Raw genomic sequence first — 26,638 nt, forward strand, 5'->3', positions numbered from 1 at the left:
TCGCGTCGCTTGTCATTCAAGGCAAGCGAAACGAAATCAGAGAGATTCTCAATGCCCGTAGTGATGCCCTGCAGTACGCGTCTGGGTTCTTCCAGGCTGCGCCCGTTGTTGCACTTGAGTCTGTTGTTGAGTCTGAGTGCCTGTCCATTATTCATCACTGCCGGTTGGGCCGAAGACGCGCCTCGACGCAGTTACCAGGTGCCGGCAGGAAGCCTCGGCGCAGCGCTGACCCGTTTCGCCGGGCTGGCCGGGGTCAATCTGTCAGTGGACCCGGCACTGGTGGGCAGTCGCACCAGCCCTGGACTTTCCGGCGAATACGCGGTCGAGGAGGGCTTTGCCCGACTGTTGCAGGGTTCCGGTCTGCAACTGCAGCCGGTAGGCGAAGAGGCGTACATCCTGACCCCGGCGCCAGAAGGCGGCAGCCTGCAACTGGGTGCCACCTCGATTGTCGGTGCCACTGACTCGGAGCACGGCGATCCGTATGTCGGCGGCCAGGTCGCGCGTCTCGGGTCGCAAGGCTTGCTGGGCTCGAAAGACTTTATGGAAACGCCGTTCAGCATGACCACCTACACCAGTGAGGTGGTCAAAAACCAGCAGGCGCGTACTTTGGGCGACCTGATCGCCAACGATCCTTCGGTTCGCGCCACCAACCCGGCGGGTGGGCGCTATGAGCAGTTCACCATTCGCGGGTTGAGCCTGTTCAACAGTGATGTTTCCTACAACGGCCTCTACGGCGTCCTGCCGACTTATTCGATCGACATGGAGATGGCCGACCGCGTCGACGTCCTCAAAGGCCCGAGCCAGCTCATCAACGGCATCTCGCCGCGAGGCAGCGTGGGTGGCGGGATCAACGTGGTGCCCAAGCGCGCGACCGACAAGCCCATCACTTCATTCACCGGCAGTTACGCTTCCGACAGCCAGGTCGGCGGTGCCGTGGATGTCGGCCGGCGCTTCGGTGAAGACAACAAGTTCGGTCTTCGTTTCAACGGCGTGAAGCAGTCCGGCGACACCGAATGGGATCACCAGAATGTCGACCGCGAGATGGCCGTCCTGGGCCTGGATTTTCGCGGTGAACGCCTGCGACTCTCGACTGACATCGGGCGCACCGAGCGCGATACCGACGCACCGCAGGAGCGCGTACAGGTTGGCCCTAACGCGCAGGTTCCGCATGCCAGCGATGTTCGCCGCAACTATGCGCAGCCCTGGAGCAAGGCGAGTACCAACGACACGTTCGGCATGGTGAACGCTGAATTCGATGTCAACGATTCCGTCATGCTGTACGGCGGTGTGGGTGCGCGCAAAAGTAACCATGACTTCCTCCGACATGCCGTTTCGGTCATCAACAACGCTGGCAATTTCAGCGTTCAACCGCGTGACTTCACCCGTGACGAAAATGTCCGGACGGCCACGGCGGGTGTGCGCAACTGGTTCCATACCGGCCCGGTAAGCCATGAAGTCAACCTGGCCGCCAGCTATTACTACATGGACTTTGAAAACGGCGGCGCCCGTTATGCCTCGGCCAACAGCAACATCTATAACCCTGTGGTAACACCAACGCCGGTCAGGCCCACGCGACAGGATTCGGAGGTCTATACCGAAAACCGTTCCACCGGTGTGGCGTTGTCCGACACCCTGGGTTTCTTCGATGACCGGCTGCTGCTGACCCTCGGTGCCCGCTGGCAGCGCGTGAAGGTTGACGACTGGACCGATAACGTCAGAGGCGACACCGCCTACGACGAGGAAAAGGTTTCGCCGTCGGGCGGCATCCTGTTCAAGGCAACCGATAAGCTGTCGCTGTATGCCAACTACATGGAAGGCCTGAGCCAGGGCAAGATCGCACCGTCGACCTCGGTGAACGAGGACGAGATCTTCCCGCCGTTCATCAGCCGCCAGGTCGAGGTCGGCGCCAAGTATGACGCCGGTGCGTTCGCCGTCACCGCCGCTGTGTTCCGGATCAAGCAGCCAGCCTACGAGACCAACGCCACGACGCGCGTCTTCGGCCCGAACGGCAAGCGTGAGAACACCGGTGTGGAACTGAGTGTGTTCGGTGAGCCGCTCGATGGTTTCCGTCTGCTCGGCGGTGTCATGTACATAGACAGCGAGCTGACCAAAACCACCAATGGCACCTTCGACGGCAACCGAGCACCGGCCACGCCGAAATACAACGTCAACCTGGGCGCCGAGTGGGACGTACCGACCGTGCAGGGCCTGACCCTGACCAGCCGCGGCATCTATTCCAGCTCACAGTACCTGGACCAGTCCAACAACAAGGAAATCGACTCCTGGGAGCGTTTCGACGTGGGCGCACGCTACGCGTTCAAGGTCGAGGAAAAGAACATCACCCTGCGCGCCAATGTCGAGAACGTGGCGGACAAGCGCTACTGGAGTTCGGCCGGAGCCTCGGATGACAGTGAGCCTGGCTTGACACTGTCGACCCCGCGCACCTACCTCCTTTCGGCGACCGTCGACTTCTGATTCGCCCGTGTCATGCGCCCACAATCAGTGAAAGAACTGACTTCTCGAGCCGAAATGAAAAGGGGCAACTGTGCAGTTGCCCCTTTTTTGCGTCTATCGGTCAGAAGCCGAATTTGTCTCGCAATCCGTAATACCAGGCGCCTAGCGCAGCGAACGGTGTCCGCAGCAGTTGTCCACCGGGGAACGGGTAGTGGGGCAGGTCGGCAAACGCGTCGAAACGCTCGGCCTGGCCACGCAATGCTTCAGCCAACACCTTGCCCGCCAGGTGCGTATACGTCACGCCATGGCCGCTGCAACCCTGAGAATAGTAGATGTTGTCGCCCAGGCGTCCGACCTGAGGAAGTCGCGACAAGGTCAGCAAGAAATTGCCGGTCCAGGCGTAATCGATTTTAACGTCCTTGAGTTGCGGGAAAGCCTTGAGCATCTTCGGCCGAATAATTGCCTCGATGTTCGCCGGATCTCGCGCGCCGTACACCACGCCACCGCCGAAGACCAGGCGCTTGTCGCCGGTCAAACGGTAGTAGTCGAGCAGGTAATTGCAGTCCTCGACGCAGTAATCCTGCGGCAACAGGCTCTTGGCCAACGCGTCACCCAGAGGTTCAGTGGTGATCACCTGAGTCCCGCAGGGCATCGATTTGGCGGCCAGTTCCGGCACCAGATTACCGAGATACGCATTGCCCGCCACGATGATGAACTTGGCTCTGACCTTGCCTTGAGGCGTATGCACCACCGGATTTTCGCCGCGTTCGATGCGCACCGCCGGCGATTGCTCATAAATGGTACCGCCCAACGACTCGACAGCTGCCGCTTCGCCCAACACCAGGTTCAGCGGATGAATGTGCCCGCCGCTCATGTCGAGCATGCCGCCGATGTACTGATCGCACGCGACCACTTCACGGATGCGACGCTGATCCATCAGTTCAAGCTGCGTGTGACCGAAGCGTTCCCACAGACGCTTCTGGGATTCCAGATGGTCCATCTGCTTGGCGGTAATGGCGGCGAATACGCCACCGTCCTTCAAGTCGCACTGGATATTATATTTGGCAACCCGCTCACGAATGATCCGCCCACCTTCGAACGCCATCTGCCCCAGCAACTGAGCCTGCTTGGGCCCGACACTGCGCTCGATCACATCGATGTCGCGGCTATAACTGTTAACGATCTGGCCACCGTTACGCCCCGACGCACCAAAACCTACCTTCGCCGCTTCAAGCACCGTGACCCGGAAACCGTTTTCCAGCAGAAACAGGGCAGAGGACAGACCGGTGTAACCGGCACCGATCACACAGACATCGGTCTCCACGTCATCCTGCAAGGCCGGGCGCGGCGGAACCGCATTGGCCGATGCGGCGTAATAGGATTCCGGGTAGGGGGTGTTCGCCATCCTGCAGCCTCTGTTTAATATATTTTACGAGTGCGTCGATCCTACCCGAGATAAAAATCGACCGCCAGCCACCGCAAAATCTTCCTTGCGGCGGCAAAATTAAATATTTTGCATATTCATAGGGTTAGCTCGAAAAAAGGTGTTGACACCCCTCCGGAATTCCGTAGAATGCCGCCTCACAGCAGGCACGTAGCTCAGTTGGTTAGAGCACCACCTTGACATGGTGGGGGTCGTTGGTTCGAGTCCAATCGCGCCTACCAAACAAAATCCGCTCTGCTGGGCGGTCTAGAAGGGCTCACCGAAAGGTGGGCCCTTTTTTGTTGTCTTGGATTTCATGCAGAACGTTCACAAAATATAGGCTTCGTTCACACTGGGCAATGTGAACGCAGTAAGTCTCCGTATGTAGTAGATGCTTTCTCGTGTCCCGGATCGATTGGAATGACTTCGGAGTGATGTGGTCGGTAAGCTCCAGCTACCGGTGCTGATCAAGCTTGGTGAGCAATCAATTTATTGATGGGGCAGGGAAGGTGTGAGCATGCAGATGTTGAAGGTTGATACAAGTGTTTACGGCGTTGATCAGCATCCAGATGAGTGCCCGTGCTGCCATCATGCGATAACTCCGGGTTTTATAGCGTCAATATTTTCTGTTGAAACCAGAGTCATTGACGCAGCCTTCAGATGCCCTAGGCACAAGTGCTCACGGATGTTCATTGCTATATTTGAAAGGGCTCTGATGCAGGGGGGAGCTATTCAGATCGGTTTTATTTGCGTTCGACATTCCCTGCTAGTCCGGTAGCACCTTCCATCCCGGATGAAGTCGCGAAGATATCTCCCCAGTTTGTACAGATATTCACGCAAGCGAGCAAAGCAGAGGCTTTCGGTCTGGGAGAAGTCGCAGGTGTTGGATATCGAAAGGCGCTTGAGTACCTTATTCTCGTGCGTATCCTCGGAGCCGCGTGCTTCGATCCACAAAGCGACTTCCTCAAGTCCGGCGGCAATAGCGTGTTGGTTGAAGATTGAACACGAGCGGCTGAAGTGGATGATGAGTGACATGTACAGCCGGGAGCGGGAACAAGGATCGACCCAGTTGGGGTACGCCTATGGGGACTACACGCCGAAGGACAAGACCTAGCTCCAGGTCAACGGTGTGACCAGATGGCAGCCAATCATTGCACCCGGTAACATGCCCGACTCACTCAGAAGGAATTCAGCATGAAGGTATGGATGGCGGTGGCACTGATTGGGGCGATGACAACTAGTGGTATGACTCCGCTAGCACTAGCCGCACCACAACCAGGTACAGGGCATGAGCTATACCAAAACTGCAAAGAATCGATTAAGGCCAGTGGTCGAAACACAATCCCATCGGGCACCGACATGCTGAGTGTGGGACTTTGCTTAGGACTAATCGAAGGAGTGAAGAAAACAATCGCAATTCTGCAAACAGGAATGTCTGCTCGTGGCACTCAAGTGTGCTGGCCTGAAAGCGGCCTGACCAACGGGCAAGGAGCGCTGATCGCCATCAACTATCTAGACAGGAACCCTGCGCGGTTGAATGAGGATCAAACCACCGTGGTGATATTGGCATTCAAAGACGCCTTTCCCTGCAAGGGATAACCAAGACTGTTTTCCACAGAACCCATGGCCCGCCGCGAAACGGGGTGCAACTCTTGAAGCGATCCAGATTCAGGCTGGAAAAATAAGCTGAGTGAAGTGCCTGCCCAGATGCTCGACGATTTTCAGTGCGTGGTCGTAGCTGCCTTTTCCCTTGAGCATCGTTTCGCAGTACGTCATGCCCAACGTAAAAATGGTGTGATGCTTGCGATCCATTGTCACGGCTTCTATCTGGTTTGCCCATGACTCTGCTTCGACCTTGGTGCTGAAGGTTTTCGACTGGGGAGATTTACCTTTTACCCGTACCTGAGCGTTCCAGTTACCGGACGGAAGTGAGCGAATGTTGGCCATTGTTGACGCCTCATGATGTGAAAGGGCGTTCTGTGAAAACCAAGAGCAGCAGGGCTTGCAGCATGCGCAAGCAGACATTGACATGGTGGGGGTCGTTGGTTCGAGTCCAATCGCGCCTACCAAACAAAATCTGCTCTGCTGGGCGGTCTAGAAGGGCTCGCCGAAAGGTGAGCCCTTTTTTGTTGCCTGGTGTTTGGGCAAACGTTTGGAATTTTTGGGCAAGCGACCACCGCCGCGGCATCTATGGATGGAAGTATCGGAAAAAGGCGCAGTCAGCGCGGAGGGCATAGCTTCGACTCCATTCGAGGGAGTGGGGAGCTTTGCAGCTGGAATGGCTGACAACAAAAAGCCCGCGCATGGCGGGCTCTCTGTATGGGGTCAAATCCTTTTGTCTGCTCAATCTGCGCTGCGTTCTGTGAGTGCTTCGTGAAAAGGATGTCGATGGAACGAAAAAACCCGGCACTTGGCCGGGCTCTCTGTAGATGGGGCCAAATCCTTTTGGCTGGCTGCATTGTGCAGGGTGGTTGTGACGAAGGCGTGACAGGGCAGATACGAAAAGCCCGACTCTGGGCCGAACTCGATGATGGATGCCTATATTGATACCGCCAAGGCATTACGCCTCACAAGCAGTTGGATCTTCATAGGCTTCGCACCACGCAGTCTTCATTAGCGGCTTGCACTCCGCGTCAAACTTCCCCCTCAGCTTGGCAGTGCTAGCCGGGGTAATCGGCCCTGGCATCTCCTCGCTTATTTCCGCCATTTTTTGCGCTACGGCGTTCTCGACTTCGCTGTATATGACCAGTGAATCATTGAGCGGCCTCACGGTCATATCGCTGACCTTTGCATTCAGGACGTTCAAATGAAGCGTGCAGTAATAATGTTCATGGCCATTTCAGGCGCTCTCCTGCTGGGAGGTTGTGGGCCTCACTGGGACGACGGAGATAGGTACGGTCGAGATCGTGATCGAGGTCATGATTACCGTCGTGGATACGACCGAGATTATGACGATGATCGAGGGTATGACCGCAGATATGATCGTCGTGACAATGATCAGGGGTATGAACGCAATCACGGTCGTGATCGTGACGATAGAGACGACTGAGTGCGCTGGCTATCGGCTAGCGAGAGACGGCGGTGACAGGCTCTCCTCGGGCCAGTCAATGATCACCCGGTTTGCCGATTAGCTTCAGCGGCACGGGTTGCCAGTGATTCAGGCGTAAGATAGCGGTGCTACCTCATCAAAAGGAGCCGCATATGATCGCCGACCAAATGAACAAGCAGGTATCTGAGGACAGAGCTGTTTGGGATCAATACTTCTGTGCTGCGTTGATTGCGGAAAGCAATCTGACGGCACCGGTTGTCGGAGGGGCTACTCATGAAGACAGGCAGAACCTGTTGATTGAAAGGGCCAAAGCTCTCGCCGACAAGATGATGGAAAACAGAAAATAACCAGAGCCCAGCCATCGCGCTGGGCTCTTCACATCTGGATCTCGGCAGCGGTGCGGCGCTACTCAATCAGGCAATCAAGTCTACTTTGCCGCTAGCGAGGCGATAGACGCCTCCCACTATCTTCAGCGTGCCCTTGTTTAGCGCATCAGTCAGCAGTGGTGAGGCATTTTTAAGACGGTTAACCGAGTCTTTGACATTCTGCACTGTAGCGTTGTCGATAAGGCTTCCGGGGTTATTGAGTACTTTCTCGATGGAAGGCTTAAGTGCGTCAGTCAATTTTGGGATGTGACCAGGGAAAACAGTGTGATCTTTTACTGCCTTTATACCTGCACTGATGGCGCCGCAGCTCTCATGCCCCAGTACGAGGATCAGTGGTGCGCCGAGCACCGCGACAGAGTATTCAAGGCTTGCCAAACCCTCATCGGTAACGAAATTGCCCGCGACGCGTATGGCGAAAAGATCGCCTCGTGCAGTGTCAAAAGCATACTCAGGGGCAATACGGGAGTCAGAGCAACCGAGTACCGACACGAATGGGTTCTGGCCTGAGACCAGGGCTTCCCGCTCTGACTTGAAGTCATGTGTCTTGGAGTTGCCGGAAACATACCGTTCATTTCCCTCCATAAGCCTTTGAAGTGCCATGTCAGGACTGATGGAGTTTTGTGGTTTTGGCGGAGCAGCGGTTTTCTCGGCAGCCTGAACGAATGTGTCGGGCAGTGCACCGGCAAGTAGCAGAGCGCCTGCTCCTAGTCCGGCAAACTGAAGAAATCTACGACGACCACTCGCGTTTTGAGCAGGGTTTGAATCACATGATTTACACATGAACTTGTGTACTCGGGTCGGTTGATGGGAGTGACTTGCTGTTGGGGGCAAGTGCTTCCAGGGACCTTCGGCACTTGTGGTTGGAGTCTAGACGGGATGTAACATTGTGTTGCTCAGGGCTTGCTTTCAGACAATGTAGAGGCGTGGGTTAGGTCGCTTTTAACACCGAAAACCTCAAATGCCTTACAGCGATTTCAAAAACTCCCGGATGTGTCCGGCCACCTCTTCAGGCGCAACCTGAAGCAGGCAGTGCGGTGCTTCGATTTCAATGATTCGTGTACCACGGTTCATTGAAGAGACCAGTGCGGACGCTGTCCCTGGAACCACCGAATCATGCGTAGCGCGAAGGTAAATAGTCGGTACGCTGACTTGGGCGAGCTTGGCGGATACGTCAACGGCAAGAACCGATCGTAGTCGTGAACGCATTACCGAAGGGCTCACTTGAGTGATGGCCTGATGCAGAGCTGCGCGCAAGGCGCTCGTGGAAAACCGGCCGAGCAATACTTTGCTGATCCATCCGACAGGTGCAAGGCTGAACGGCAGTGCGCCGAGCAAAAAACTCAAGTGACTGAATATGGGTCTTGGATTGCGTGCGAATGTGCTGCATAGCACGAGGCCCACTTGCCGGGGGAGTTGCCTGGCGCTCAGAGAAATAGCAATCGGTCCCGAGAAGGATTCACCCAGCAGCACGAATGGGCGGTCGGTCGGCAGCGACTCTCGGACCAGCGACTCCAGCGCCGTGTAGCTCAGCGGAATATTGGGGGGATAGGTGATGATTAGCGTATCGAATTCGCGCTCCATGATGGAGGCAAAGGCTGCGAACAATTCACCTGTCCCATCCATTCCAGGAAGCAGGACCAGTGTGGGAGTTGATCGATTCATGTGTTCCGTCCTTGCCTGCGAATCGTTAGCGTCGACCAGCGTTATGGCCAGTGATATCGCCGGCCTAATGGAAGGCCCGCAGCGCAAGACGGCACTGTAACGAGGGGATTGCCCCCTCGTTACAAATGTTGCATGAAGAGCATGATCACTATTGGCGTGGTTCATCTCAACAACGTCGGACCTGCGTGGCAGGTCCAGCCAACTAAAACCAATCTTACCTGGCGTTCAACTTCTTCAGTTCTTCATAAGTCGCCGACTGTACAAACCAGAAGCCGGAGATGATGCACCACGTCAGGGTGCCGGTAATGAAAACGCCTGCCCCGGACCAGAAGCCCTGAACGAAGATCATGACCACTGCGGCGATCCAGATAACGGCCAGTGCGACGTACAGAACTACGTTGTTTACGCCAATTACGAACTCTTTCACGTCTATTCCCTTTTGAGTGATTATCCTCTGGCTCCTTACGCAAGGGCCAGTGGGCGGCATGATAGGGAGATAGCTGGCTGTTCGCCAGTCATGTCGCCCTGAGCAGGCATGCTTCGAAAAAATCGCCCTCAGCCTGTGGGTGCCTTGCAGGCAGATTTCCAGGTTTTGGACTACTACTGACAAGCCCATTTCCTTCTCCCTGTCAGGAGCATCCCTATGCTGTTTCACTGGTTTCTTGCGGCGATCCACCTCTTGGCAGTTGCCTTGGGCCTCTGGGCGGTGCTCACCCGAGGGACGGCGTTAAGCCGCCTGGTCGTCGGTACGGCGCAGGTTCGCAGCGTGCTGGTTGCCGATAACGTATGGGGCATCTGTGCGGGTATTTTGCTGATCACAGGTTTGATGCGGGCCTTCGGTGGGTACGAAAAAGGCACCGACTATTACCTTCATCAGCCGTTGTTCCATCTGAAGATGACGCTGTTCGTGATCATTCTGCTGCTTGAAGTGGCACCCATGATCACCTTGATCAAGTGGCGGATCGCCTTGGGCAGGGGCGCTTCGATTGACCAGGGCCGAGCCAGGCTGTTTGCACGCATCAGCCATATCGAAGCGCTGTTGTTGATGTTGATGGTGATTGCAGCCACCGGCATGGCGCGCGGTGTGACCTTCGGCTAATAACGGCGTGATTCGTCGGGGTTAAAGCGAATAATCTGACAGCCACGGCGTGGCCGAAGCCGGTAGCATCGACTTCACGTAATGGGGGGAGGAGGCGAGTGCTCAGCAAAATGCCGAGCATGAATCTTTAGCCAGCCATTGCGCTTTAACGAACGGGCTGGCTACTGCCTGCAACAGGATTCAGGGAGTCTGTGGTTTGTCTGGAGCGGTGAGGCCAGCCTGAATGCGCTGATAGATTTCTTCGCGATGAACCGCAACGTCTTTCGGGGCATTGATGCCAATTCTGACTTGCTGGCCGCTAACGCCCAGAATGGTGATCGTAATGTCATCACCAATATTTATGCTTTCACCGACTTTGCGGGTGAGTATCAGCATGGTCTTCTCCTTGATTGCTTTGTAGGGCACCTGATTCGGACAGTGCAGAGGTCGGTGGTATGTATAGATTAGTGCGAAGTCTCACGTTTTGGGTGCCTCTTTCTGACGCGCAGATGCTGCATTAATTCCCAAGGCGTAACTATACAGAGGCCGCAACCATCATTCTCGTTGTTTTGAGCCCATTTTGCGGCACTCGGGAAGTATTCATGGATGCTAAAATCGCCGCTTTAAGCATTCTGAGGGAAGCGTTGTGCGCAAAATGGTCTTGGTAATCGCGGTATTGGCGCTGGCGGGATGCGGTGAGGGCAAGAGTGTTGAGGCGCAAAAGCCGCAATCGGCAGCGGCGGCTGCACCTTCGGTGGTATCCGCGCCACAATGGGATCTCGAAGTTCGAGGCGAAACACCTCAGGCAGTCAGCGATTTGAGCGGCTGGCTGATTGAGCACAGTTTCGTTTCCAATATCGTCAAGGAAAATGGAAAGACCCGGATTCTGCTCGGGCCATTCAGTTCGAAAGCCGAGGCCGAGGCCAAACAGACAGAAGTGCGCGCGGCGCTCACCCGGGCGAAGAAACAGAACATCGAATTGCTGGTTGTCGACCATCCCGTGACCCGATAACAGTCTTTTCCAGGGGGATTTCGACGGAGCGCCTTAAAGGGGATCCACATTGACTGGTTTCTAGACGTAGTCACTGTCGATTCCCAGTAGGAGTTCCCCATGGCCTCCGTCACCCCTTACAAAATATTCGACGCAGTCCTGCGGCGCAAAAAGACGCTGGGTCCTCATTTGATGCGCGTCACTCTGGCCGGTCCGATGGTTGCCGAAATGGCGACCTGGGCACCGGATCAGCGCGTGAAGCTGGTCTTTCCGGCTGTGGACGGTTCGTCTGCCAGGAGTGTGCGCAAATACTTGCTCAAGGAATGCGGCATTGCCAAGGAGTCACTCAACCTGATGGGCTACTGGCGTTACAACAAAGCGGGCGGTTAGAAACGAACAAAGGCCTCGGGTATCAAACCCGAGGCCTTTATATTTTCAGCGAGCGCTTAACCGCAGACTTTCATGTCGACCGGGCCGACAAACTCGTTGCCGCGTCCCATGACGCACGCCACGCTTTGGTTGCGCTGTCGCTCCCAGGCCTCTACCGGATAGGTTTTGTTCCAGGCCTCGTAGAGCTGTCGATCCTGTTTCGACAGGCGCAAACCATACTGCTTGCTCATGTAGAAATACGTTCGGGCGATCATGCCGCGTATGGACGGGCGGGGCATGACCTTCTTCGCCTTGAAGTCGACCTGGGTCAGGCACGAGCCATATTGGCCCGACTGCACCGGCAACCAGCCGAAACTGAAGTTGCTGCGATCGCCATTCACTTCACCAATGCTTGGTACCAGGTTGTGCAGGTCGGCTTCGGCCTTCTGGTAGGTCGGATCGTAACGCGTGCAGTTCTTGCGCCCGCCTTCTTGCCAGCACTGACGCTGATGGCCGATCTGCCAGGCCGGGACAATGTGCTCCCACTCGATGCGCGAAGCGCGCTTGGCGTTTTTGCGCGGTACATAACCGCAGGCTGCGAGGTTGACCTTATTGCCGGTGTATTTGCACCCGCAATAGAACTCTGTGGATTGCGGTGCGTAGAGCTTCCAGGCAACTTTCTTGGCTTCGTTGAAAGTGCGTGGGGCGCCAGCCTGGGCGCCGAGGGTGATGAACAAAAACAGCAAAGCAAACCAGCGGACACTCATTGAATCAATCTTCCTTCGGCACAACCCAAAAAATCTGCACGCCGCCATCGTCGCGATAGGCGAGGGTGACGTTGTCGTTCTCGTCGATTTCTTCGAGCAATTGTTCCCACTCATCCACGGGTTCGTCCGGTAGACGGAAGATCAAGGCTGCTTTGGCTTTTTGGGAGGTGGGGGAATTGATGATTTTTTGAACGCGCATACCCATGCGTTCATAGGAGTCAGGAGAGGCAGAGGTGTTGGCCACGGAATTATCCTTATTAAGCTGTACGTGCATACAGTATTTAACTGTAAGCATTTTCGCAACTGCTTAAAATTCAAGAAAATCCTCTGACAGCAATTTTTCCGTTTGGTGTAGGACGAAGGGAAAATTTTTATCGAAATATCGGACGGGGTGTGAGCCACTCGCCTGGGTTGGCGAGTGGTGAAAGCAGTGCCCGACCGGAACCGGTCGGGCGCGGGTGAATCAGTATTCCCAGAACATCCGTTGCAGCTCTTTGCTGTCGTTGGTCTTGGTCAGTGCGACCATGGCCAGGATGCGGGCTTTTTGCGGGTTCAGGTCGTTCGCCACAACCCAGTCGTACTTGTCGTCTGGCTGTTCGGCGTTACGCAGTACGAAACCGCCGGCGTTGACGTGGGACGAGCGAATGATTTGCACGCCGTCCTTGCGCAGGGCTTGCAGCGATGGGACTACGCGGGACGAGACCGAGCCATTGCCGGTGCCGGCGTGAATGATGGCTTTGGCGCCAGATTGAGCCAACGCTTTGTAGGCAGTATCGCTGACGTTACCGTAGGAATAGGCGATTTCGACGTCAGGCAGGCTCTTGATGGTTTTGATGTCGAATTCCGAGTCCATGGTGTGACGCTTGGCCGGCAGACGGAACCAGTAGGATTTGCCCTCGACCACCATGCCCAGTGGGCCCCAGGCACTTTTGAACGCCTCGGTCTTGATGTTGATCATTTTGCTGACGTCGCGACCCGACTGGATTTCATCGTTCATGGTCACCAGTACGCCTTTGCCGCGTGCCTCTTTGCTGCTGGCCACGGCCACTGCGTTGTACAGGTTCAGCATGCCATCGGCCGACATGGCGGTGCCTGGGCGCATGGAGCCGACAACGATGATTGGCTTGTCGGTTTTTTCCACCAGGTTCAGGAAGTAGGCGGTTTCTTCCAGGGTGTCGGTGCCGTGGGTGATGACGATGCCGTCGACGTCTTTGCTGTCGGCCAGTTCAGCCACGCGACGACCCAGTTGCAGCAGGTTGTCGTTGGTGATGCTTTCGGACGCGATCTGCATGACCTGTTCGCCACGAACGTTAGCCAGTTGGCTGAGTTCCGGAACCCCGGCGATCAATTGTTCGATGCCGACTTTTGCCGCTTGATAGGTAGCGCTGTTAGCAGTGCTGGCGCCCGCGCCGGCAATGGTGCCGCCGGTGGCCAGGATCACCACGTTCGCCAGTTTCTGTTGGGTTTCGACTTCTTTTGCCTGAAGGGCAGTAGGCAGGAGCAGCAAGAGGGCCAAAGCGCCCGGAACGAAGGTCTTGAAAGCAGATGTCATTATTTTTCTCTCTAGTAGTGAGACGGTGCTGATGCAGGTTCATCTAGATGCGCCCCAGGCGGATCTGAACGCTTGGGGTGAATGAGATGAGCAGGATCTGTACCAGTCATACTTTGAATGAGGAAAACTTTTAACCTGATGATTTATATCAGTATTTATTTGAGTGGCCAGAATGGTTACACAGTCTGTTGTCCGGGTTTCCGAACGCGTTGAGCGTTTGTGTTCGGCTCTCCGAAAAGTACTACAACCTCTGTAGAGCAAATCGCCTTGCGAGATTGCGAATCAGTGCTAAAGAAACCCGCGCTTCGGTCGATGTTCCTTTAAAGGATCTTTCTACTCAGGAGTTCACATGTCGTTATCCATTGGTATCCCAAACGCAGCAGGCGTCACCATTGGTGGTAAGTCCGCCGCTACGATCCAAGCGTTGAACGACGCCACCGCAGAGGCTGCCGATAAGACGCTGGGCACGAAAGAAGGCGACGGCAACCAAGTCAAGACTGGTCCTTTGGGATTGGATAAAAGCGCGGGCGCGCAGACCGAAACCCCAGACGAGAGCAACCAGAGTGTGGCGGTGAAAGTCCTGCTCAAACGCATGCAAGAGCTACAACAGCAACTGCGCGAGCAACAGCAACAATTGGCCGCAGCTCAGGCGGCGTCTTATCCGACACCGGAAGCCAAGGCCACTGTGGTCATGGCAGTTCAAGGACAGATTGCCGACACCAATGGTGCGTTGCTGGAAGTGTCCGCGGCTCTGGTCAAGGAACTGGCCAAGGGTTCCAGCACCGGAACGGTGGTCAACACCACGGCATGACGTGAATGCCCGGCTTTTGCCAGCCAGTTCAAATAAATGGTCGTTTCTGCTCGTTGACAAATGTCGGCAGGGTTCGCATAGTTCGGTCTCCGCAAACGTTTGCGCTGTGCTCCCGGTGGTTTCCATCAGCGAGCGCAATGAAGCCTGCGCCAGCGCAAGCGTTGCTCACAATAATCATAAGATCGGAGTGAACCCATGAAGCTGCCATTCGCTGGACGTCTTCTCGCTGTCGCTATGCTGGCTGCCGCATCCGTCGCGTTACCCGTCTCTTCGGCCTTCGCCGAGACTGAAAAACCCAAAGTCGCGCTGGTCATGAAATCCCTGGCCAATGAATTCTTCCTGACCATGGAAGACGGCGCCAAGGCCTATCAGAAAGACCACTCCGGCGATTTCGAGCTGATCTCCAACGGCATCAAAGACGAAACCGACACGGCTGGCCAGACACGCATCGTCGAGCAAATGATTCTGGCCAAGGTCAATGCGCTGGTCATCGCACCGGCTGACTCCAAGGCCATGGTTCCTGTGATCAAGAAAGCCATCGATGCCGGTATCACCGTGATCAACATCGACAACCAGCTGGACCCGGCTGTGGTCAAAAGCAAAAACATCACCGTGCCGTTCGTAGGCCCGGATAACCGCAAAGGCGCGCGTCTGGTGGGCGAGTACCTGGCCAAGCAACTGAAGGCCGGAGACGAAGTCGGCATCATCGAAGGCGTTTCAACCACCACCAACGCACAGCAAAGAACCGCAGGCTTCAAGGATGCGATGGAAGCGGCGCAGATCAAGGTCGTCTCTTTGCAGTCCGGTGACTGGGAAATCGACAAAGGCAACAAGGTTGCTGCCTCGATCCTCAGCGAATACCCGCAAGTCAAAGCCCTGCTGGCGGGCAACGACAGCATGGCCGTCGGCGCAGTATCCGCCGTGCGCGCAGCGGGCAAGGCCGGCAAGGTGCAAGTGGTCGGTTACGACAACATCAACGCCATCAAGCCAATGCTCAAGGATGGTCGCGTTCTGGCCACCGCTGACCAGTTTGCAGCCAGGCAAGCCGTGTTTGGCATCGAGACTGCGCTGAAGATCATCAAGGGTGAGAAAGTCGACAGCGGCACCAATGGCGTGATCGAAACTCCGGTAGAGCTGGTCACCAAGTAGTCCTTCTGGCGACACAACGGTGCTCGCCCGTCCGGGCGAGCGCATGGAGAGTTTTTATGTCAGTTTCTGCCCCGAACGCTGTCCTCTCGGTCAGCGGTATCGGTAAGACCTACGCCCAACCGGTCCTGACCGGCATCGACCTGACGCTGATGCGCGGTGAAGTGCTGGCGCTGACCGGCGAAAACGGCGCGGGAAAAAGCACGCTGTCGAAGATTATCGGCGGGCTGGTCACACCGACCACCGGCCACATGCAATTCCAGGGGCAGGATTACCGCCCCGCAAGCCGCACCCAGGCGGAAGACCTCGGCATCCGCATGGTGATGCAAGAACTCAATCTGTTGCCGACCCTGTCGGTGGCGGAAAACCTGTTTCTCGACAACCTGCCCAGCAAAGGCGGCTGGATCAGTCGCCGGCAATTGCGCAAGGCAGCGATCGAAGCCATGGCCCAGGTCGGCCTCGACGCGATTGACCCGGACACGCTGGTGGGCGAATTGGGCATCGGTCACCAGCAAATGGTGGAGATCGCCCGCAACCTGATCGGCGATTGCCACGTGCTGATCCTCGACGAACCGACCGCAATGTTGACGAACCGTGAAGTCGAGATGCTGTTCGAGCAGATCACTCGTCTGCAGGCTCGCGGCGTGTCGATCATCTATATCTCGCACCGACTCGAAGAACTGGCGCGGGTCGCCCAGCGTATTGCGGTACTGCGCGATGGCAACCTGGTTTGCGTCGAGCCGATGGCCAATTACAACAGCGAGCAATTGGTGACGCTGATGGTCGGCCGTGAACTCGGCGAACACATCGACATGGGCCCGCGCAAGATCGGCGCTCCAGCCTTGACGGTCAAAGGGCTGAACCGTTCCGACAAGGTTCGCGACGTGTCCTTCGAGGTGCGTGCCGGAGAGATCTACGGAATTTCCGGCTTGATCGGGGCAGGGCGCACCGAGTTGCTGCGCTTGATCTTTGGTGCTGATACAGCGGACAGCGGCACGGTTGCACTCGGTTCGCCAGCACAGGTTGTCAGTATCCGGTCACCGGCTGACGCGGTCGGTCATGGCATCGCCCTGATCACCGAAGACCGCAAGGGCGAAGGCCTGCTGCTGACCCAATCGATCAGCGCGAATATTGCCTTGGGCAATATGCCGGTGATTTCCAGCGGTGGCTTCGTTAACAATGGTGACGAGATGGCGCTGGCCCAGCGGCAGATCGACGCCATGCGCATCCGCAGCTCCAGCCCGACGCAACTTGTGTCGGAATTGTCCGGCGGCAACCAGCAGAAAGTCGTGATCGGCCGGTGGCTTGAGCGTGATTGCTCGGTGATGCTGTTCGACGAGCCGACGCGTGGCATCGACGTCGGCGCCAAGTTTGACATCTATACCTTGCTCGGTGAGCTGACCCGTCAAGGCAAAGCGCTCGTGGTGGTGTCCAGCGATCTGCGTGAACTGATGTTGATCTGCGACCGCATCGGCGTGCTCTCGGCAGGACGTCTGATCGACACCTTTGAGCGTGACAGCTGGACTCAGGATGATTTGCTTGCCGCCGCGTTCGCCGGCTACCAAAAACGTGATGCGTTGCTCAATGAAGCAGCGCCTAGGGATCTCGCATGAATACTGCAGTGACTGCCGGCAAACGTAGTGGCAACTTCTACGGCCTCGGTACCTATCTGGGGCTGGCCGGTGCCTTGCTGGCAATGGTCGCGCTGTTCTCGGTTCTGAGCAGCCATTTCCTTTCCTACGACACCTTCAGCACCCTGGCCAACCAGATTCCGGACTTGATGGTGCTGGCGGTCGGCATGACGTTCGTGTTGATCATCGGCGGCATCGACCTGTCGGTGGGTTCGGTGCTCGCGCTCGCGGCGTCAACGGTCAGCGTGGCGATTCTCGGTTGGGGCTGGAGCGTGTTGCCTGCGGCGCTACTCGGAATGGCGGCGGCAGCACTGGCCGGCACCATCACCGGTTCGATCACGGTGGCCTGGCGGATTCCGTCGTTCATCGTGTCCCTCGGCGTGCTGGAAATGGCCCGCGGCGTGGCGTATCAGATGACCGGATCGCGCACGGCCTACATCGGCGACGCTTTTGCCTGGTTGTCCAACCCGATTGCCTTCGGCATCTCGCCGTCGTTCATCATTGCCTTGCTGATCATCTTCATTGCCCAGGCCGTGCTGACGCGTACCGTGTTCGGTCGTTACCTGATCGGCATCGGCACCAACGAAGAGGCGGTGCGTCTGGCAGGGATCAATCCGAAGCCCTACAAGATCCTGGTATTCAGTCTGATGGGGCTGCTGGCCGGCATCGCAGCGCTGTTTCAGATTTCTCGCCTGGAAGCGGCGGATCCGAATGCCGGCTCCGGGCTGGAGCTGCAAGTGATCGCCGCGGTCGTGATCGGCGGCACCAGCCTGATGGGTGGTCGCGGTTCGGTCATCAGTACGTTCTTCGGGGTTCTGATCATTTCCGTATTGGCGGCCGGTCTCGCGCAGATCGGCGCCACTGAACCCACCAAACGCATCATCACCGGCGCAGTGATCGTGGTGGCGGTGGTGCTTGATACTTATCGCAGTCAGCGCGCAAGCCGGCGGACCTGAGTCATGGCAACAATCAAGGATGTGGCAGCGCTCGCGGGAATTTCCTACACCACGGTTTCCCACGTCGTGAACAAGACCCGGCCGGTGAGCGAAGAGGTGCGGGTCAAGGTCGAGGCAGCAATCAAAACCCTCGACTACGTGCCCAGTGCCGTGGCCCGGTCCCTCAAAGCCAAAACCACGGCGACCATCGGTCTGCTGGTGCCCAACAGCCTCAACCCGTACTTCGCCGAACTGGCGCGCGGTATCGAGGATTACTGCGAGCGTAATGGCTACTGCGTGATTCTCTGTAACTCCGATGACAACCCGGAAAAGCAACGCAGTTACCTGCGCGTACTGCTGGAAAAGCGCATCGACGGGCTGATCGTTGCTTCGGCCGGAGGCGACGCGGGGCTGGCGGAGGGCCTGGCAGGTGTGCGTACGCCGATGGTGATCGTTGACCGTGGACTGGAAGGTGTGAATGCCGATCTGGTGCGAATCGATCACGAATACGGCGCTTATCTGGCGACCCGCCACCTTCTGGAATTGGGGCATCGAGACATTGCCACCATTGGCGGGCCGGCGAGTACCAGCGTGGCGCAGATGCGTCTGGCCGGTTATTGCCGTGCCCTGAAAGAGGCGGGTGTCGAAGTGTCCCGCGAGCGCATGCTGGAAAGCGACTTCACCAGCACCGGCGGTTACAACGCCGCCGCGATACTGCTGGAAAAGAACCCGCCGAGCGCGATCTTCGCCGGTAACGACATGATTGGTATCGGTGTGCTGCGAGCGGCGGCCGAGCGCAATATTCGTGTGCCGACGGAGCTGTCGGTGATCGGCTTCGACGATATTCAGATGAGCCGCTATGTGTACCCGGCGCTGACTACCGTGGGGCAATCGATCTTGCAACTCGGCGAGATGGCGGCCGAAGTGCTTTTAAGACGAATCGCCACGCCGGATATGGCCACTGATCAACGGATCGTGACGCCCAGTATTGTCTTGCGGGAGTCGACTGCGCCGCTGGCCGGCGTGTTCGCCCAGTTCCGTTGAAACAGAATTGATGAGTAGCAATGTATGCCAGCAAAAGTAGTGGTTATAGGCAGCCTGAACATGGACCTGGTCACCCGGGCGCCACGGCTGCCCCGTGGCGGTGAAACGCTGATCGGCGAGTCGTTTGCCACGGTTTCTGGTGGCAAGGGCGCGAATCAGGCAGTCGCCGCGGCGAGGCTGGGGGCGCAGGTGTCGATGGTCGGTTGTGTGGGCAGTGATGCCTACGGCGAAGAACTGCGGGGGGCGCTGTTGGCCGAGCAGATCGATTGCCAGGCGGTCAGCACCGTCGACGACTCCAGCGGCGTAGCGTTAATCGTGGTCGATGACAACAGCCAGAACGCAATCGTGATCGTTGCCGGTGCCAACGGTGCGCTGACGCCTGCGGTGATCGACCGCTTCGATGCAGTATTACAGGCCGCAGACGTGATCATCTGTCAGCTGGAAGTGCCGGATGCCACTGTCGGTCATGCGCTCAAGCGTGGCCGTGAATTGGGCAAGACCGTGATCCTCAATCCGGCGCCGGCCAGCCGGCCACTGCCGGCGGACTGGTACGCGTCCATCGATTATCTGATTCCCAACGAAAGCGAGGCCTCGGCGCTGAGTGGTTTGCCAGTGGATTCTCTGGCCTCTGCCGAAACCGCTGCATCCCGGTTGATCTCCTTGGGCGCCGGCAAGGTCATCATCACCCTCGGTGCTCAAGGTTCGGTGTTTGCCAACGGCAAAGGCTTCGAGCATTTCCCTGCGTCGAAGGTGAAAGCTGTCGATACCACGGCGGCTGGCGACACCTTCGTCGGTGGTTTCGCCGCCGCGCTGGCGGCCGGCAAAAGCGAAGCCGACGCGATCCGTTTCGGCCAGGTCGCCGCGGCGCTGTCGGTGACCCGCGCTGGCGCACAACCCTCGATTCCCACCTTGTCCGACGTACAGGCCTTTAAAGCACCATGAAAAAGACACCTTTGCTCAACGTCGCGCTGTCGCGGCTGATCGCATCCCTGGGCCATGGCGACAAGGTGGTGATCGGCGACGCAGGTCTACCGGTGCCACCAGGCGTTGAGCTGATCGACCTGGCCCTGACCCACGGTATCCCGGATTTCGTCAGCACGTTGAAGGTTGTGCTCAGCGAAATGCAGGTCGAGAGCCATGTATTGGCCCAGGAGATCCTGGATAAAAAACCTTCGGCGTTGGCGACGCTCGATGAGCTGAATGCCGAAGGTGTGCTGGGTCATCGTGAGCTGCTCAGTCATGACCAATTCAAAGTCCTCAGCCGACAGGCACGGGCGATTGTTCGTACAGGCGAATGTCAGCCGTACTGCAACGTCGTGCTGGTGGCAGGGGTTACGTTCTAACTCGCTGTTGTCTTTCTGCTGTCCCATGCACAAGGAGTGCGCTATGCACCGCTATGCTCAGAAACTGCACCACCTGCTCCGGAGTCTGCTGCTTTTGTCCCTGATTACCGCAACAAGCGCCCAGGCGGCGGAAAAGATCGACTTGATCATCGACACCGATCCGGGTGCCGACGACGTGGTTGCCTTGCTGTTTGCCCTGGCGTCGCCAGGAGAGCTGAACATTCGTGCGCTGACCACCGTCGCCGGCAATGTGCGTCTGGACAAGACTTCGCGTAATGCGCGGCTAGCCCGCGAGTGGGCAGGGCGCGAGGAGGTGCCGGTCTACGCGGGCGCTCCGAAGCCGCTGATGCGCATGCCGATCTATGCCGAGAACATCCATGGCAAGGAAGGACTGTCGGGTGTCACCGTACATGAGCCGAAAAAAGGCCTGGCCCAGGGCAATGCGGTCAACTACCTGATCGACACCTTGAAAGCCGCCAAGCCCCACAGCATCACCATCGCCATGCTCGGTCCGCAAACCAACCTGGCACTGGCGCTGATCCAGGAGCCTGAGATCGTTCAGGGGATCAAGGAGGTGGTGATCATGGGTGGGGCGCACTTCAATGGCGGCAACATCACCCCGGTGGCCGAGTTCAATCTGTTCGCCGACCCGCAGGCTGCGGAAGTGGTATTGAAAAGCGGCGTGAAGCTGACCTATCTGCCGCTGGACGTGACCCACAAGATCCTCACCAGCGAAGCGCGCCTGAAGCAGATCGCAGCGATCAACAACAATGCCAGCAAGCTGGTGGGCGATATTCTCAATGAATACGTCAAAGGCGACATGGAGCACTACGGTATTCCGGGTGGCCCTGTGCATGACGCAACTGTCATCGCCTATCTGCTCAAACCTGAATTGTTCACCGGTCGTTCAGTCAACGTAGTCGTTGATAGTCGCGAAGGCCCGACGTTCGGCCAAACCATCGTCGACTGGTATGACGGCCTGAAAGCGCCGAAGAACGCTTTCTGGGTAGAAAGCGGCGACGCCCAGGGCTTCTTTGACCTGCTGACCGAGCGCCTGGCTCGTCTGAAGTAAGCCATAGACCCGCAGGTGCCAGCCTGCGGGTTTTGCTTTCACTCGCTATCTATCAGGCCGATATAGTCGGTAGGGTACTTCTCGAATATCTGTGCGATGAATATCTGGGCGGCTTGCGTCCCCAGTTCCTTGACCAATAGATCAATACCAATGATTGCCAACTCTTCCGGGCTGCCCGGGCTGTAAGAGCTGTGGCCCTGTGGCCACTTGGCTTTGATGTCGGCGTCGATACTTACGGTGGTCATGATGGCGCTCGTGAAGTCGGGAAAGTCTGAGTGTCGAGTTAACCATTTTGCGCGGCTTTTGGCACTCCGACTTAGGCATGAGGGGAGGGCTATGCGACACTTGGTCTTTGACGAATTTTCAAGGACTGTGCTGTGCAGATCGATTTGAACACTCCTGACGGCTTGACCCTTGAGGCGGTGCGTCAGCTGCTGGCTTCTGCCAGCGACGATGAGCACACTCAATTGCGAGTCACCAAGGGCGGCATCGCCTACATTTCGTCAGGCGTTGTGGGTGGCACTGATATCAGCGGGCTGTTGTTTCGTCTGGAGACGTGGGCCAAGGGTTCCGGTTATGTAGGATTGGTCGCGGCCAGTGACGAGGTCTGGGTCATGCAGATTATCAATGCGCTGAAAGAGAACTGGCCGAATCCGCCGTTCGACTACATTGACGTCTATTGAACGCTATTCATATTCAGTCACGATTGAGTGGTAAACGGCAGGGCGATGCTCAGGCAAACTCGCCGCGTGTCCGAATAGAGGGCAGGGGGGGGCTAGTACTTCCTGTGAAACCAAACGCCAGATTGGCGGTCGCACGATCTCAGCTTAACTATTGAAAAAAGGAGGCTTCATGCCTTGGAAGCTCGCGTCATTAGGTACTTTGTTGGCCGTTGCCATGCTGGCCGGTTGCAGCACTACCTCCACCGAGTCGACAACAGACCCTGTCACGACGACTGATACGGGTCACAGCCGTTGTGAGGCAAAGGCTGCCGAATTCACTATTGGCAAAAAGGCTTCGCCTGAACTGCTGGAGCAGGCGCGTAATCGCGCAGGCGCACAAAATGCACGGTTCCTCTTGCCCACCGACATGGTGACCCTGGAATACCGCTCCGATCGCCTGAACCTGAATACCGATGCCAATCGGGTTGTCACTCGCGTCAACTGCGGCTGATCGCTTCAGGCTTTTGTTTCGCCCATAAAAAACCCCGTCACATGGACGGGGTTTTTTTAGTGCGCCAGAAACTTACTCTGGGCGAACTTGTGCAGCTTGCATACCCTTTTGGCCTTTCTCAGCCACGAAGGAAACGGTCTGGCCTTCTTTCAGGCTTTTGAAACCGTCGCTTTCGATAGCTTTGAAGTGTACGAACAGGTCGTCACCGCCACCTTGAGGAGTGATGAAGCCGAAGCCTTTTTCATCGTTGAACCATTTAACGGTGCCGGTTTGGCGATTAGACATGGTGTATCTCCAAGAAACATATATTTTCAGTAGTGCTGTGCTGCTCAGGCCAACTGGGCACACCGGGGTATCATAGTCGAAATGTTCGCTTTGGGAGCCCCCCGGACGTGCTGTTTGCCCTGCAGTCGCGTTTTGTTTGCTGCTTTGTTTGGCTGCAAGCCCCGTTTTAAAAGGCTTTCAGCCAAAAGTAAAGACAATAAAAAAACCTGTAAAACCTGCATAAATTGTACGAAAAAGCGGTTTTCAGAGGCTTTTTACTGTCGTTGCAGGCGCTAAAAGCGCTCTGCCGGGCTTATTTTTTCGCTTTGTTATCGGCTTTGCACGACGAGATTTGGGTCAGTGCTTTTTGTTTCAGGGCATCACTGGCGGTGTTGTCCATCAGGGACTGGATGTCGCTGGCCGGATACGATTTGATCGCATCAGCACCGCAAGCGCAGTGAGACTTCGCCGCTGCAGCACCGATCTGCGGAGTGGCCGCTTGTGTGCACTGAGCCATGTATTTCTCGCGCTCGCCCTTTGGCCAATCGGCATGGGCGGCCAATGGCAGCAACAGGACGATGGGGGCGACTACTGCGAACAAACGATTCAGACGCATGCTGGGATGCTCCTTGTGGGTCAATGTCTTGTTATCTGAGGGGTGAAACGGGGTTCTAGTTCAGCACTCTGGCATAAAATTGCCCGATTTGCCCCAAGACAAAGCCTCGGTGCATCGACGACCGTTCATCTGTGCTAGCATGCCTGGCTCGGGCGTTTGCAGGCTCCGGATGACCTTCAGTCCCGGCAGCGGCAAATGTGCGAATAACCCTGATTTGAATCCCAGTCACTCTGGTTCGGTTTTCCGGTTGGCCGCAAGGCTCCTGCCGCTGTAAGGCAGGCGTTCGTCATTGAATGGCCTGGATCGGATCTTGTACTGGCTCATCCCAACCCACGTGACCTTTGGTAGGGGTCACCACTAGGAGAGGAGGCGCCATGCCAACTATTACTCTTCCCGACGGCAGTCAACGTTCATTCGATCACCCGGTATCCGTAGCCGAGGTCGCCGCATCAATTGGTGCAGGTCTGGCCAAAGCCACCGTGGCCGGCAAGGTCGATGGCAAGCTGGTCGACGCCAGCGACATCATCGGCAGCGACGCTACGCTGCAAATCATTACGCCAAAGGATGAAGAGGGGCTGGAGATCATTCGCCACTCTTGCGCCCATCTGGTTGGCCATGCGGTCAAGCAGCTGTACCCGACGGCCAAGATGGTCATCGGTCCGGTCATCGACGAAGGCTTCTATTACGACATCGCCTTCGAACGTCCTTTCACCCCGGACGACCTGGCCGCCATCGAACAGCGCATGCAGCAGCTGATCGAAAAAGATTACGACGTGATCAAGAAAGTCACTCCGCGCGCCGAAGTGATCGAAGTGTTCAAGGCCCGCGGCGAAGACTACAAACTGCGCCTGGTCGAAGACATGCCGAACGAGCAGGCCATGGGCCTGTACTATCACGAAGAATACGTCGACATGTGCCGCGGTCCGCACGTGCCGAACACGCGCTTCCTGAAATCCTTCAAGCTGACCAAGTTGTCCGGCGCCTATTGGCGTGGCGATGCCAAGAACGAGCAATTGCAGCGCGTTTACGGCACCGCATGGGCAGACAAAAAGCAGCTGGCGGCTTACATCCAGCGCATCGAAGAAGCTGAAAAGCGCGATCATCGCAAGATCGGCAAGCGTCTGGGCCTGTTCCACACCCAGGAAGAGTCGCCAGGCATGGTGTTCTGGCACCCGAACGGCTGGACTCTGTACCAGGTGCTCGAGCAATACATGCGCAAGGTTCAGCGCGACAACGGTTACCTGGAGATCAAAACTCCGCAGGTCGTTGACCGCAGTCTGTGGGAGAAGTCCGGGCACTGGGCCAACTACGCCGACAACATGTTCACCACTCAGTCGGAAAACCGCGACTACGCCATCAAGCCGATGAACTGCCCTTGCCACGTGCAAGTGTTCAATCAGGGCCTGAAAAGCTACCGCGAGTTACCGATGCGTCTGGCCGAATTCGGTGCTTGCCACCGTAACGAGCCATCGGGTGCGCTGCACGGCATCATGCGTGTGCGTGCGTTCACTCAGGACGACGCCCACATCTTCTGTACTGAAGAGCAGATGCAGGCCGAATCCGCTGCGTTCATCAAGCTGACCATGGACGTTTATGCCGACTTCGGCTTCAAAGATGTCGAGATGAAGCTGTCCACTCGTCCGGAAAAACGCGTCGGTTCCGACGAGCTGTGGGATCGCGCCGAAGCGGCCCTGGCTGCAGCCCTTGATAGCGCTGGCCTGCCGTACGATTTGCAGCCGGGCGAGGGTGCGTTCTACGGTCCGAAGATCGAGTTCTCGCTGAAAGATTGCCTTGGCCGCGTCTGGCAGTGTGGTACCCTTCAGCTCGATTTTAACCTGCCTGTCCGTCTGGGAGCCGAATACGTCTCTGAAGACAACAGTCGCAAGCACCCGGTGATGTTGCATCGGGCGATCCTTGGCTCCTTCGAACGTTTCGTCGGAATCCTGATCGAGCACTACGAGGGTGCATTTCCCGCGTGGCTGGCTCCGACCCAGGCAGTGATCATGAATATCACTGATAAACAGGCAGATTTCGCCGCCGAGGTTGAAAAAACTCTCAACGAAAGCGGATTTCGTGCCAAGTCTGACTTGAGAAATGAAAAGATCGGCTTTAAAATCCGCGAGCATACTTTGCTCAAGGTTCCTTATCTCTTGGTTATCGGAGATCGGGAAGTCGAGATGCAGACTGTCGCTGTGCGTACTCGTGAAGGTGCTGACCTGGGCTCGATGCCCGTCGCCCAGTTCGCCGAGTTCCTCGCTCAAGCGGTTTCCCGGCGTGGTCGCCCAGATTCGGAGTAATTACTATTAAGCGTGAAATGAGACAAGATAAACGAGCTGCACCGAAGGCCCCGATCAACGAGAATATCTCGGCACGCGAGGTTCGGTTAATTGGGGCTGAAGGTGAACAGCTTGGGATTGTGTCAATTGAAGACGCGCTTCTTAAGGCTGAAGAGGCCAAACTGGATCTGGTGGAAATTTCCGCCGATGCAGTACCCCCTGTTTGCAAACTGATGGACTACGGCAAATCGATCTTCGAAAAGAAGAAGCAGATTGCCGCGGCCAAGAAAAACCAGAAGCAGATTCAGGTTAAAGAAATCAAGTTTCGTCCAGGGACGGAGGAAGGGGATTACCAGGTAAAACTGCGCAACCTGGTACGTTTCCTGAGTGATGGGGACAGGGCCAAGGTATCCTTGCGATTCCGCGGCCGTGAGATGGCCCACCAGGAGCTGGGGATGGAACTCCTCAAGCGAGTTGAAGGTGACTTGCTCGAGTACGGTTCGGTCGAACAGCATCCTAAGATGGAAGGACGCCAACTGATCATGGTCATCGCCCCGAAAAAGAAGAAGTAATCAATAGGGCACGGCAGGCCTTCT

At 56.8% G+C, this 26,638-nt stretch carries 30 protein-coding genes, 1 tRNA gene and 2 pseudogenes; 21 read left to right on the forward strand and 12 right to left on the reverse strand.

Features of this window, described 5'->3' with window-relative positions:
* Window positions 1-51 precede the first annotated feature (51 nt).
* The gene (locus tag ACSQ87_RS10795; RefSeq protein ID WP_223432087.1) at window positions 52-2,475 is read left to right on the forward strand and encodes a TonB-dependent receptor; all 2,424 of its coding nucleotides are present in this window, start codon (window positions 52-54) and stop codon (window positions 2,473-2,475) included.
* 100 nt (window positions 2,476-2,575) lie between these two features.
* Here ACSQ87_RS10795 and ACSQ87_RS10800 read toward each other — a convergent pair whose 3' ends face one another.
* Window positions 2,576-3,859: an NAD(P)/FAD-dependent oxidoreductase gene (locus ACSQ87_RS10800; protein ID WP_223432088.1), complete on the reverse strand. Its 1,284-nt coding sequence runs from the start codon at window positions 3,857-3,859 to the stop codon at window positions 2,576-2,578.
* A 183-nt stretch (window positions 3,860-4,042) separates the two neighbouring features.
* Here ACSQ87_RS10800 and ACSQ87_RS10805 point away from each other — a divergent pair.
* Together ACSQ87_RS10805 and ACSQ87_RS10810 are read left to right on the forward strand one after the other, a co-directional pair.
* A tRNA-Val gene (locus tag ACSQ87_RS10805) sits at window positions 4,043-4,119 on the forward strand.
* Between the two features lie 952 nt (window positions 4,120-5,071).
* Window positions 5,072-5,476, forward strand: a complete 405-nt coding sequence (locus tag ACSQ87_RS10810) for a Rap1a/Tai family immunity protein (protein ID WP_223432089.1) — start codon at window positions 5,072-5,074, stop codon at window positions 5,474-5,476.
* An 81-nt stretch (window positions 5,477-5,557) separates the two neighbouring features.
* Here the strand turns inward: ACSQ87_RS10810 and ACSQ87_RS10815 are convergent.
* Window positions 5,558-5,824 (reverse strand): annotated as a pseudogene (locus tag ACSQ87_RS10815) (tyrosine-type recombinase/integrase); the annotation flags it as partial.
* Window positions 5,825-6,683: 859 nt separating this feature from the next.
* Between ACSQ87_RS10815 and ACSQ87_RS10820 the strand changes: the two are divergent.
* Window positions 6,684-6,926 carry a hypothetical protein gene (locus tag ACSQ87_RS10820; RefSeq protein WP_411741504.1) on the forward strand — a complete coding sequence of 81 codons (243 nt, stop codon included), beginning with the start codon at window positions 6,684-6,686 and terminating at the stop codon, window positions 6,924-6,926.
* Window positions 6,927-7,078: 152 nt separating this feature from the next.
* Window positions 7,079-7,273 carry a hypothetical protein gene (locus ACSQ87_RS10825; RefSeq protein WP_074875283.1) on the forward strand — a complete coding sequence of 65 codons (195 nt, stop codon included), beginning with the start codon at window positions 7,079-7,081 and terminating at the stop codon, window positions 7,271-7,273.
* Window positions 7,274-7,339: 66 nt separating this feature from the next.
* Here ACSQ87_RS10825 and ACSQ87_RS10830 read toward each other — a convergent pair whose 3' ends face one another.
* On the reverse strand, window positions 7,340-8,092 hold the full coding sequence (locus ACSQ87_RS10830; protein ID WP_223432092.1) for a carbonic anhydrase: 753 nt from the start codon (window positions 8,090-8,092) through the stop codon (window positions 7,340-7,342).
* A gap of 183 nt (window positions 8,093-8,275) precedes the next feature.
* On the reverse strand, window positions 8,276-8,974 hold the full coding sequence (locus ACSQ87_RS10835) for an alpha/beta fold hydrolase (protein ID WP_223432093.1): 699 nt from the start codon (window positions 8,972-8,974) through the stop codon (window positions 8,276-8,278).
* A gap of 10 nt (window positions 8,975-8,984) precedes the next feature.
* On the opposite strand from ACSQ87_RS10835, the pseudogene ACSQ87_RS10840 reads away from it, so the two are divergent.
* A pseudogene (locus ACSQ87_RS10840) lies at window positions 8,985-9,071 on the forward strand (DUF6124 family protein); the annotation flags it as partial.
* A 117-nt stretch (window positions 9,072-9,188) separates the two neighbouring features.
* On the opposite strand, the gene ACSQ87_RS10845 reads toward ACSQ87_RS10840, so the two are convergent.
* Complete coding sequence (locus ACSQ87_RS10845; protein ID WP_033061943.1) at window positions 9,189-9,401, reverse strand: hypothetical protein; 213 nt, start codon at window positions 9,399-9,401, stop codon at window positions 9,189-9,191.
* A 216-nt stretch (window positions 9,402-9,617) separates the two neighbouring features.
* On the opposite strand from ACSQ87_RS10845, the gene ACSQ87_RS10850 reads away from it, so the two are divergent.
* The gene (locus ACSQ87_RS10850) at window positions 9,618-10,073 is read left to right on the forward strand and encodes a DUF2214 family protein (protein WP_150658865.1); all 456 of its coding nucleotides are present in this window, start codon (window positions 9,618-9,620) and stop codon (window positions 10,071-10,073) included.
* A gap of 180 nt (window positions 10,074-10,253) precedes the next feature.
* On the opposite strand, the gene csrA is transcribed toward ACSQ87_RS10850, so the two are convergent.
* Entirely contained in the window at window positions 10,254-10,448 is a 195-nt protein-coding gene (gene csrA / locus ACSQ87_RS10855) for a carbon storage regulator CsrA (RefSeq protein WP_007938114.1), read from the reverse strand.
* A gap of 250 nt (window positions 10,449-10,698) precedes the next feature.
* Here csrA and ACSQ87_RS10860 point away from each other — a divergent pair, with 250 nt between their 5' ends.
* Both ACSQ87_RS10860 and ACSQ87_RS10865 read left to right on the forward strand, forming a co-directional pair.
* Entirely contained in the window at window positions 10,699-11,064 is a 366-nt protein-coding gene (locus tag ACSQ87_RS10860; RefSeq protein ID WP_046047716.1) for an SPOR domain-containing protein, read from the forward strand.
* Between the two features lie 99 nt (window positions 11,065-11,163).
* Complete coding sequence (locus tag ACSQ87_RS10865; RefSeq protein WP_223432094.1) at window positions 11,164-11,433, forward strand: siderophore-interacting protein; 270 nt, start codon at window positions 11,164-11,166, stop codon at window positions 11,431-11,433.
* 56 nt (window positions 11,434-11,489) lie between these two features.
* Here ACSQ87_RS10865 and ACSQ87_RS10870 read toward each other — a convergent pair whose 3' ends face one another.
* The 3 genes from ACSQ87_RS10870 to ACSQ87_RS10880 all read right to left on the reverse strand — a co-directional run bounded on the left by ACSQ87_RS10870 (window position 11,490) and on the right by ACSQ87_RS10880 (window position 13,731).
* Window positions 11,490-12,179: an endonuclease gene (locus tag ACSQ87_RS10870; RefSeq protein WP_223432095.1), complete on the reverse strand. Its 690-nt coding sequence runs from the start codon at window positions 12,177-12,179 to the stop codon at window positions 11,490-11,492.
* A gap of 4 nt (window positions 12,180-12,183) precedes the next feature.
* Window positions 12,184-12,474: a DUF1654 domain-containing protein gene (locus ACSQ87_RS10875; RefSeq protein WP_223432096.1), complete on the reverse strand. Its 291-nt coding sequence runs from the start codon at window positions 12,472-12,474 to the stop codon at window positions 12,184-12,186.
* 168 nt (window positions 12,475-12,642) lie between these two features.
* The gene (locus ACSQ87_RS10880) at window positions 12,643-13,731 is read right to left on the reverse strand and encodes an asparaginase (protein WP_223432097.1); all 1,089 of its coding nucleotides are present in this window, start codon (window positions 13,729-13,731) and stop codon (window positions 12,643-12,645) included.
* Window positions 13,732-14,080: 349 nt separating this feature from the next.
* Between ACSQ87_RS10880 and ACSQ87_RS10885 the strand changes: the two genes are divergently transcribed.
* The 8 genes from ACSQ87_RS10885 to ACSQ87_RS10920 all read left to right on the forward strand — a co-directional run bounded on the left by ACSQ87_RS10885 (window position 14,081) and on the right by ACSQ87_RS10920 (window position 21,713).
* Entirely contained in the window at window positions 14,081-14,542 is a 462-nt protein-coding gene (locus ACSQ87_RS10885; RefSeq protein WP_223432098.1) for a hypothetical protein, read from the forward strand.
* 195 nt (window positions 14,543-14,737) lie between these two features.
* Complete coding sequence (locus ACSQ87_RS10890; RefSeq protein ID WP_046047711.1) at window positions 14,738-15,691, forward strand: sugar ABC transporter substrate-binding protein; 954 nt, start codon at window positions 14,738-14,740, stop codon at window positions 15,689-15,691.
* Window positions 15,692-15,747: 56 nt separating this feature from the next.
* On the forward strand, window positions 15,748-17,301 hold the full coding sequence (locus tag ACSQ87_RS10895) for a sugar ABC transporter ATP-binding protein (protein ID WP_223432099.1): 1,554 nt from the start codon (window positions 15,748-15,750) through the stop codon (window positions 17,299-17,301).
* Window positions 17,298-18,275: an ABC transporter permease gene (locus tag ACSQ87_RS10900; protein ID WP_008145645.1), complete on the forward strand. Its 978-nt coding sequence runs from the start codon at window positions 17,298-17,300 to the stop codon at window positions 18,273-18,275. Before ACSQ87_RS10895 ends, ACSQ87_RS10900 begins: the two co-directional genes overlap by 4 nt.
* Window positions 18,276-18,278: 3 nt before the next feature.
* Window positions 18,279-19,298 carry a LacI family DNA-binding transcriptional regulator gene (locus ACSQ87_RS10905; RefSeq protein WP_223432100.1) on the forward strand — a complete coding sequence of 340 codons (1,020 nt, stop codon included), beginning with the start codon at window positions 18,279-18,281 and terminating at the stop codon, window positions 19,296-19,298.
* A 24-nt stretch (window positions 19,299-19,322) separates the two neighbouring features.
* Window positions 19,323-20,240, forward strand: a complete 918-nt coding sequence (gene rbsK / locus ACSQ87_RS10910; RefSeq protein ID WP_223432101.1) for a ribokinase — start codon at window positions 19,323-19,325, stop codon at window positions 20,238-20,240.
* Window positions 20,237-20,641, forward strand: coding sequence for a D-ribose pyranase (gene rbsD, locus ACSQ87_RS10915; protein ID WP_223432102.1), 405 nt, complete (start codon window positions 20,237-20,239; stop codon window positions 20,639-20,641). The genes rbsK and rbsD overlap by 4 nt, the downstream gene beginning before the upstream one ends.
* Window positions 20,642-20,684: 43 nt before the next feature.
* Complete coding sequence (locus tag ACSQ87_RS10920) at window positions 20,685-21,713, forward strand: nucleoside hydrolase (RefSeq protein ID WP_223432103.1); 1,029 nt, start codon at window positions 20,685-20,687, stop codon at window positions 21,711-21,713.
* Window positions 21,714-21,751: 38 nt separating this feature from the next.
* Here the strand turns inward: ACSQ87_RS10920 and ACSQ87_RS10925 are convergent, their stop codons facing one another.
* A complete protein-coding gene (locus ACSQ87_RS10925; RefSeq protein WP_008145651.1) occupies window positions 21,752-21,958 on the reverse strand; it encodes a hypothetical protein in 207 nt (68 codons plus the stop codon).
* Window positions 21,959-22,090: 132 nt separating this feature from the next.
* Here ACSQ87_RS10925 and ACSQ87_RS10930 point away from each other — a divergent pair, with 132 nt between their 5' ends.
* Together ACSQ87_RS10930 and ACSQ87_RS10935 are read left to right on the forward strand one after the other, a co-directional pair.
* Window positions 22,091-22,396: a hypothetical protein gene (locus tag ACSQ87_RS10930; RefSeq protein ID WP_223432104.1), complete on the forward strand. Its 306-nt coding sequence runs from the start codon at window positions 22,091-22,093 to the stop codon at window positions 22,394-22,396.
* 169 nt (window positions 22,397-22,565) lie between these two features.
* Entirely contained in the window at window positions 22,566-22,886 is a 321-nt protein-coding gene (locus tag ACSQ87_RS10935; RefSeq protein WP_223432105.1) for an I78 family peptidase inhibitor, read from the forward strand.
* A 72-nt stretch (window positions 22,887-22,958) separates the two neighbouring features.
* Here ACSQ87_RS10935 and ACSQ87_RS10940 read toward each other — a convergent pair whose 3' ends face one another.
* Window positions 22,959-23,171 carry a cold-shock protein gene (locus ACSQ87_RS10940; RefSeq protein ID WP_003179963.1) on the reverse strand — a complete coding sequence of 71 codons (213 nt, stop codon included), beginning with the start codon at window positions 23,169-23,171 and terminating at the stop codon, window positions 22,959-22,961.
* Window positions 23,172-23,463: 292 nt separating this feature from the next.
* On the reverse strand, window positions 23,464-23,766 hold the full coding sequence (locus tag ACSQ87_RS10945) for a hypothetical protein (RefSeq protein WP_223432106.1): 303 nt from the start codon (window positions 23,764-23,766) through the stop codon (window positions 23,464-23,466).
* A gap of 374 nt (window positions 23,767-24,140) precedes the next feature.
* On the opposite strand from ACSQ87_RS10945, the gene thrS reads away from it, so the two are divergent.
* Window positions 24,141-26,063 carry a threonine--tRNA ligase gene (gene thrS, locus ACSQ87_RS10950; RefSeq protein WP_008145656.1) on the forward strand — a complete coding sequence of 641 codons (1,923 nt, stop codon included), beginning with the start codon at window positions 24,141-24,143 and terminating at the stop codon, window positions 26,061-26,063.
* A complete protein-coding gene (gene infC, locus ACSQ87_RS10955) occupies window positions 26,063-26,614 on the forward strand; it encodes a translation initiation factor IF-3 (RefSeq protein WP_169857083.1) in 552 nt (183 codons plus the stop codon). The genes thrS and infC overlap by 1 nt, the downstream gene beginning before the upstream one ends.
* Window positions 26,615-26,638 lie beyond the last annotated feature (24 nt).

Source organism: Pseudomonas sp. LjRoot277 (assembly GCF_964253845.1).
Lineage (GTDB): Bacteria > Pseudomonadota > Gammaproteobacteria > Pseudomonadales > Pseudomonadaceae > Aquipseudomonas.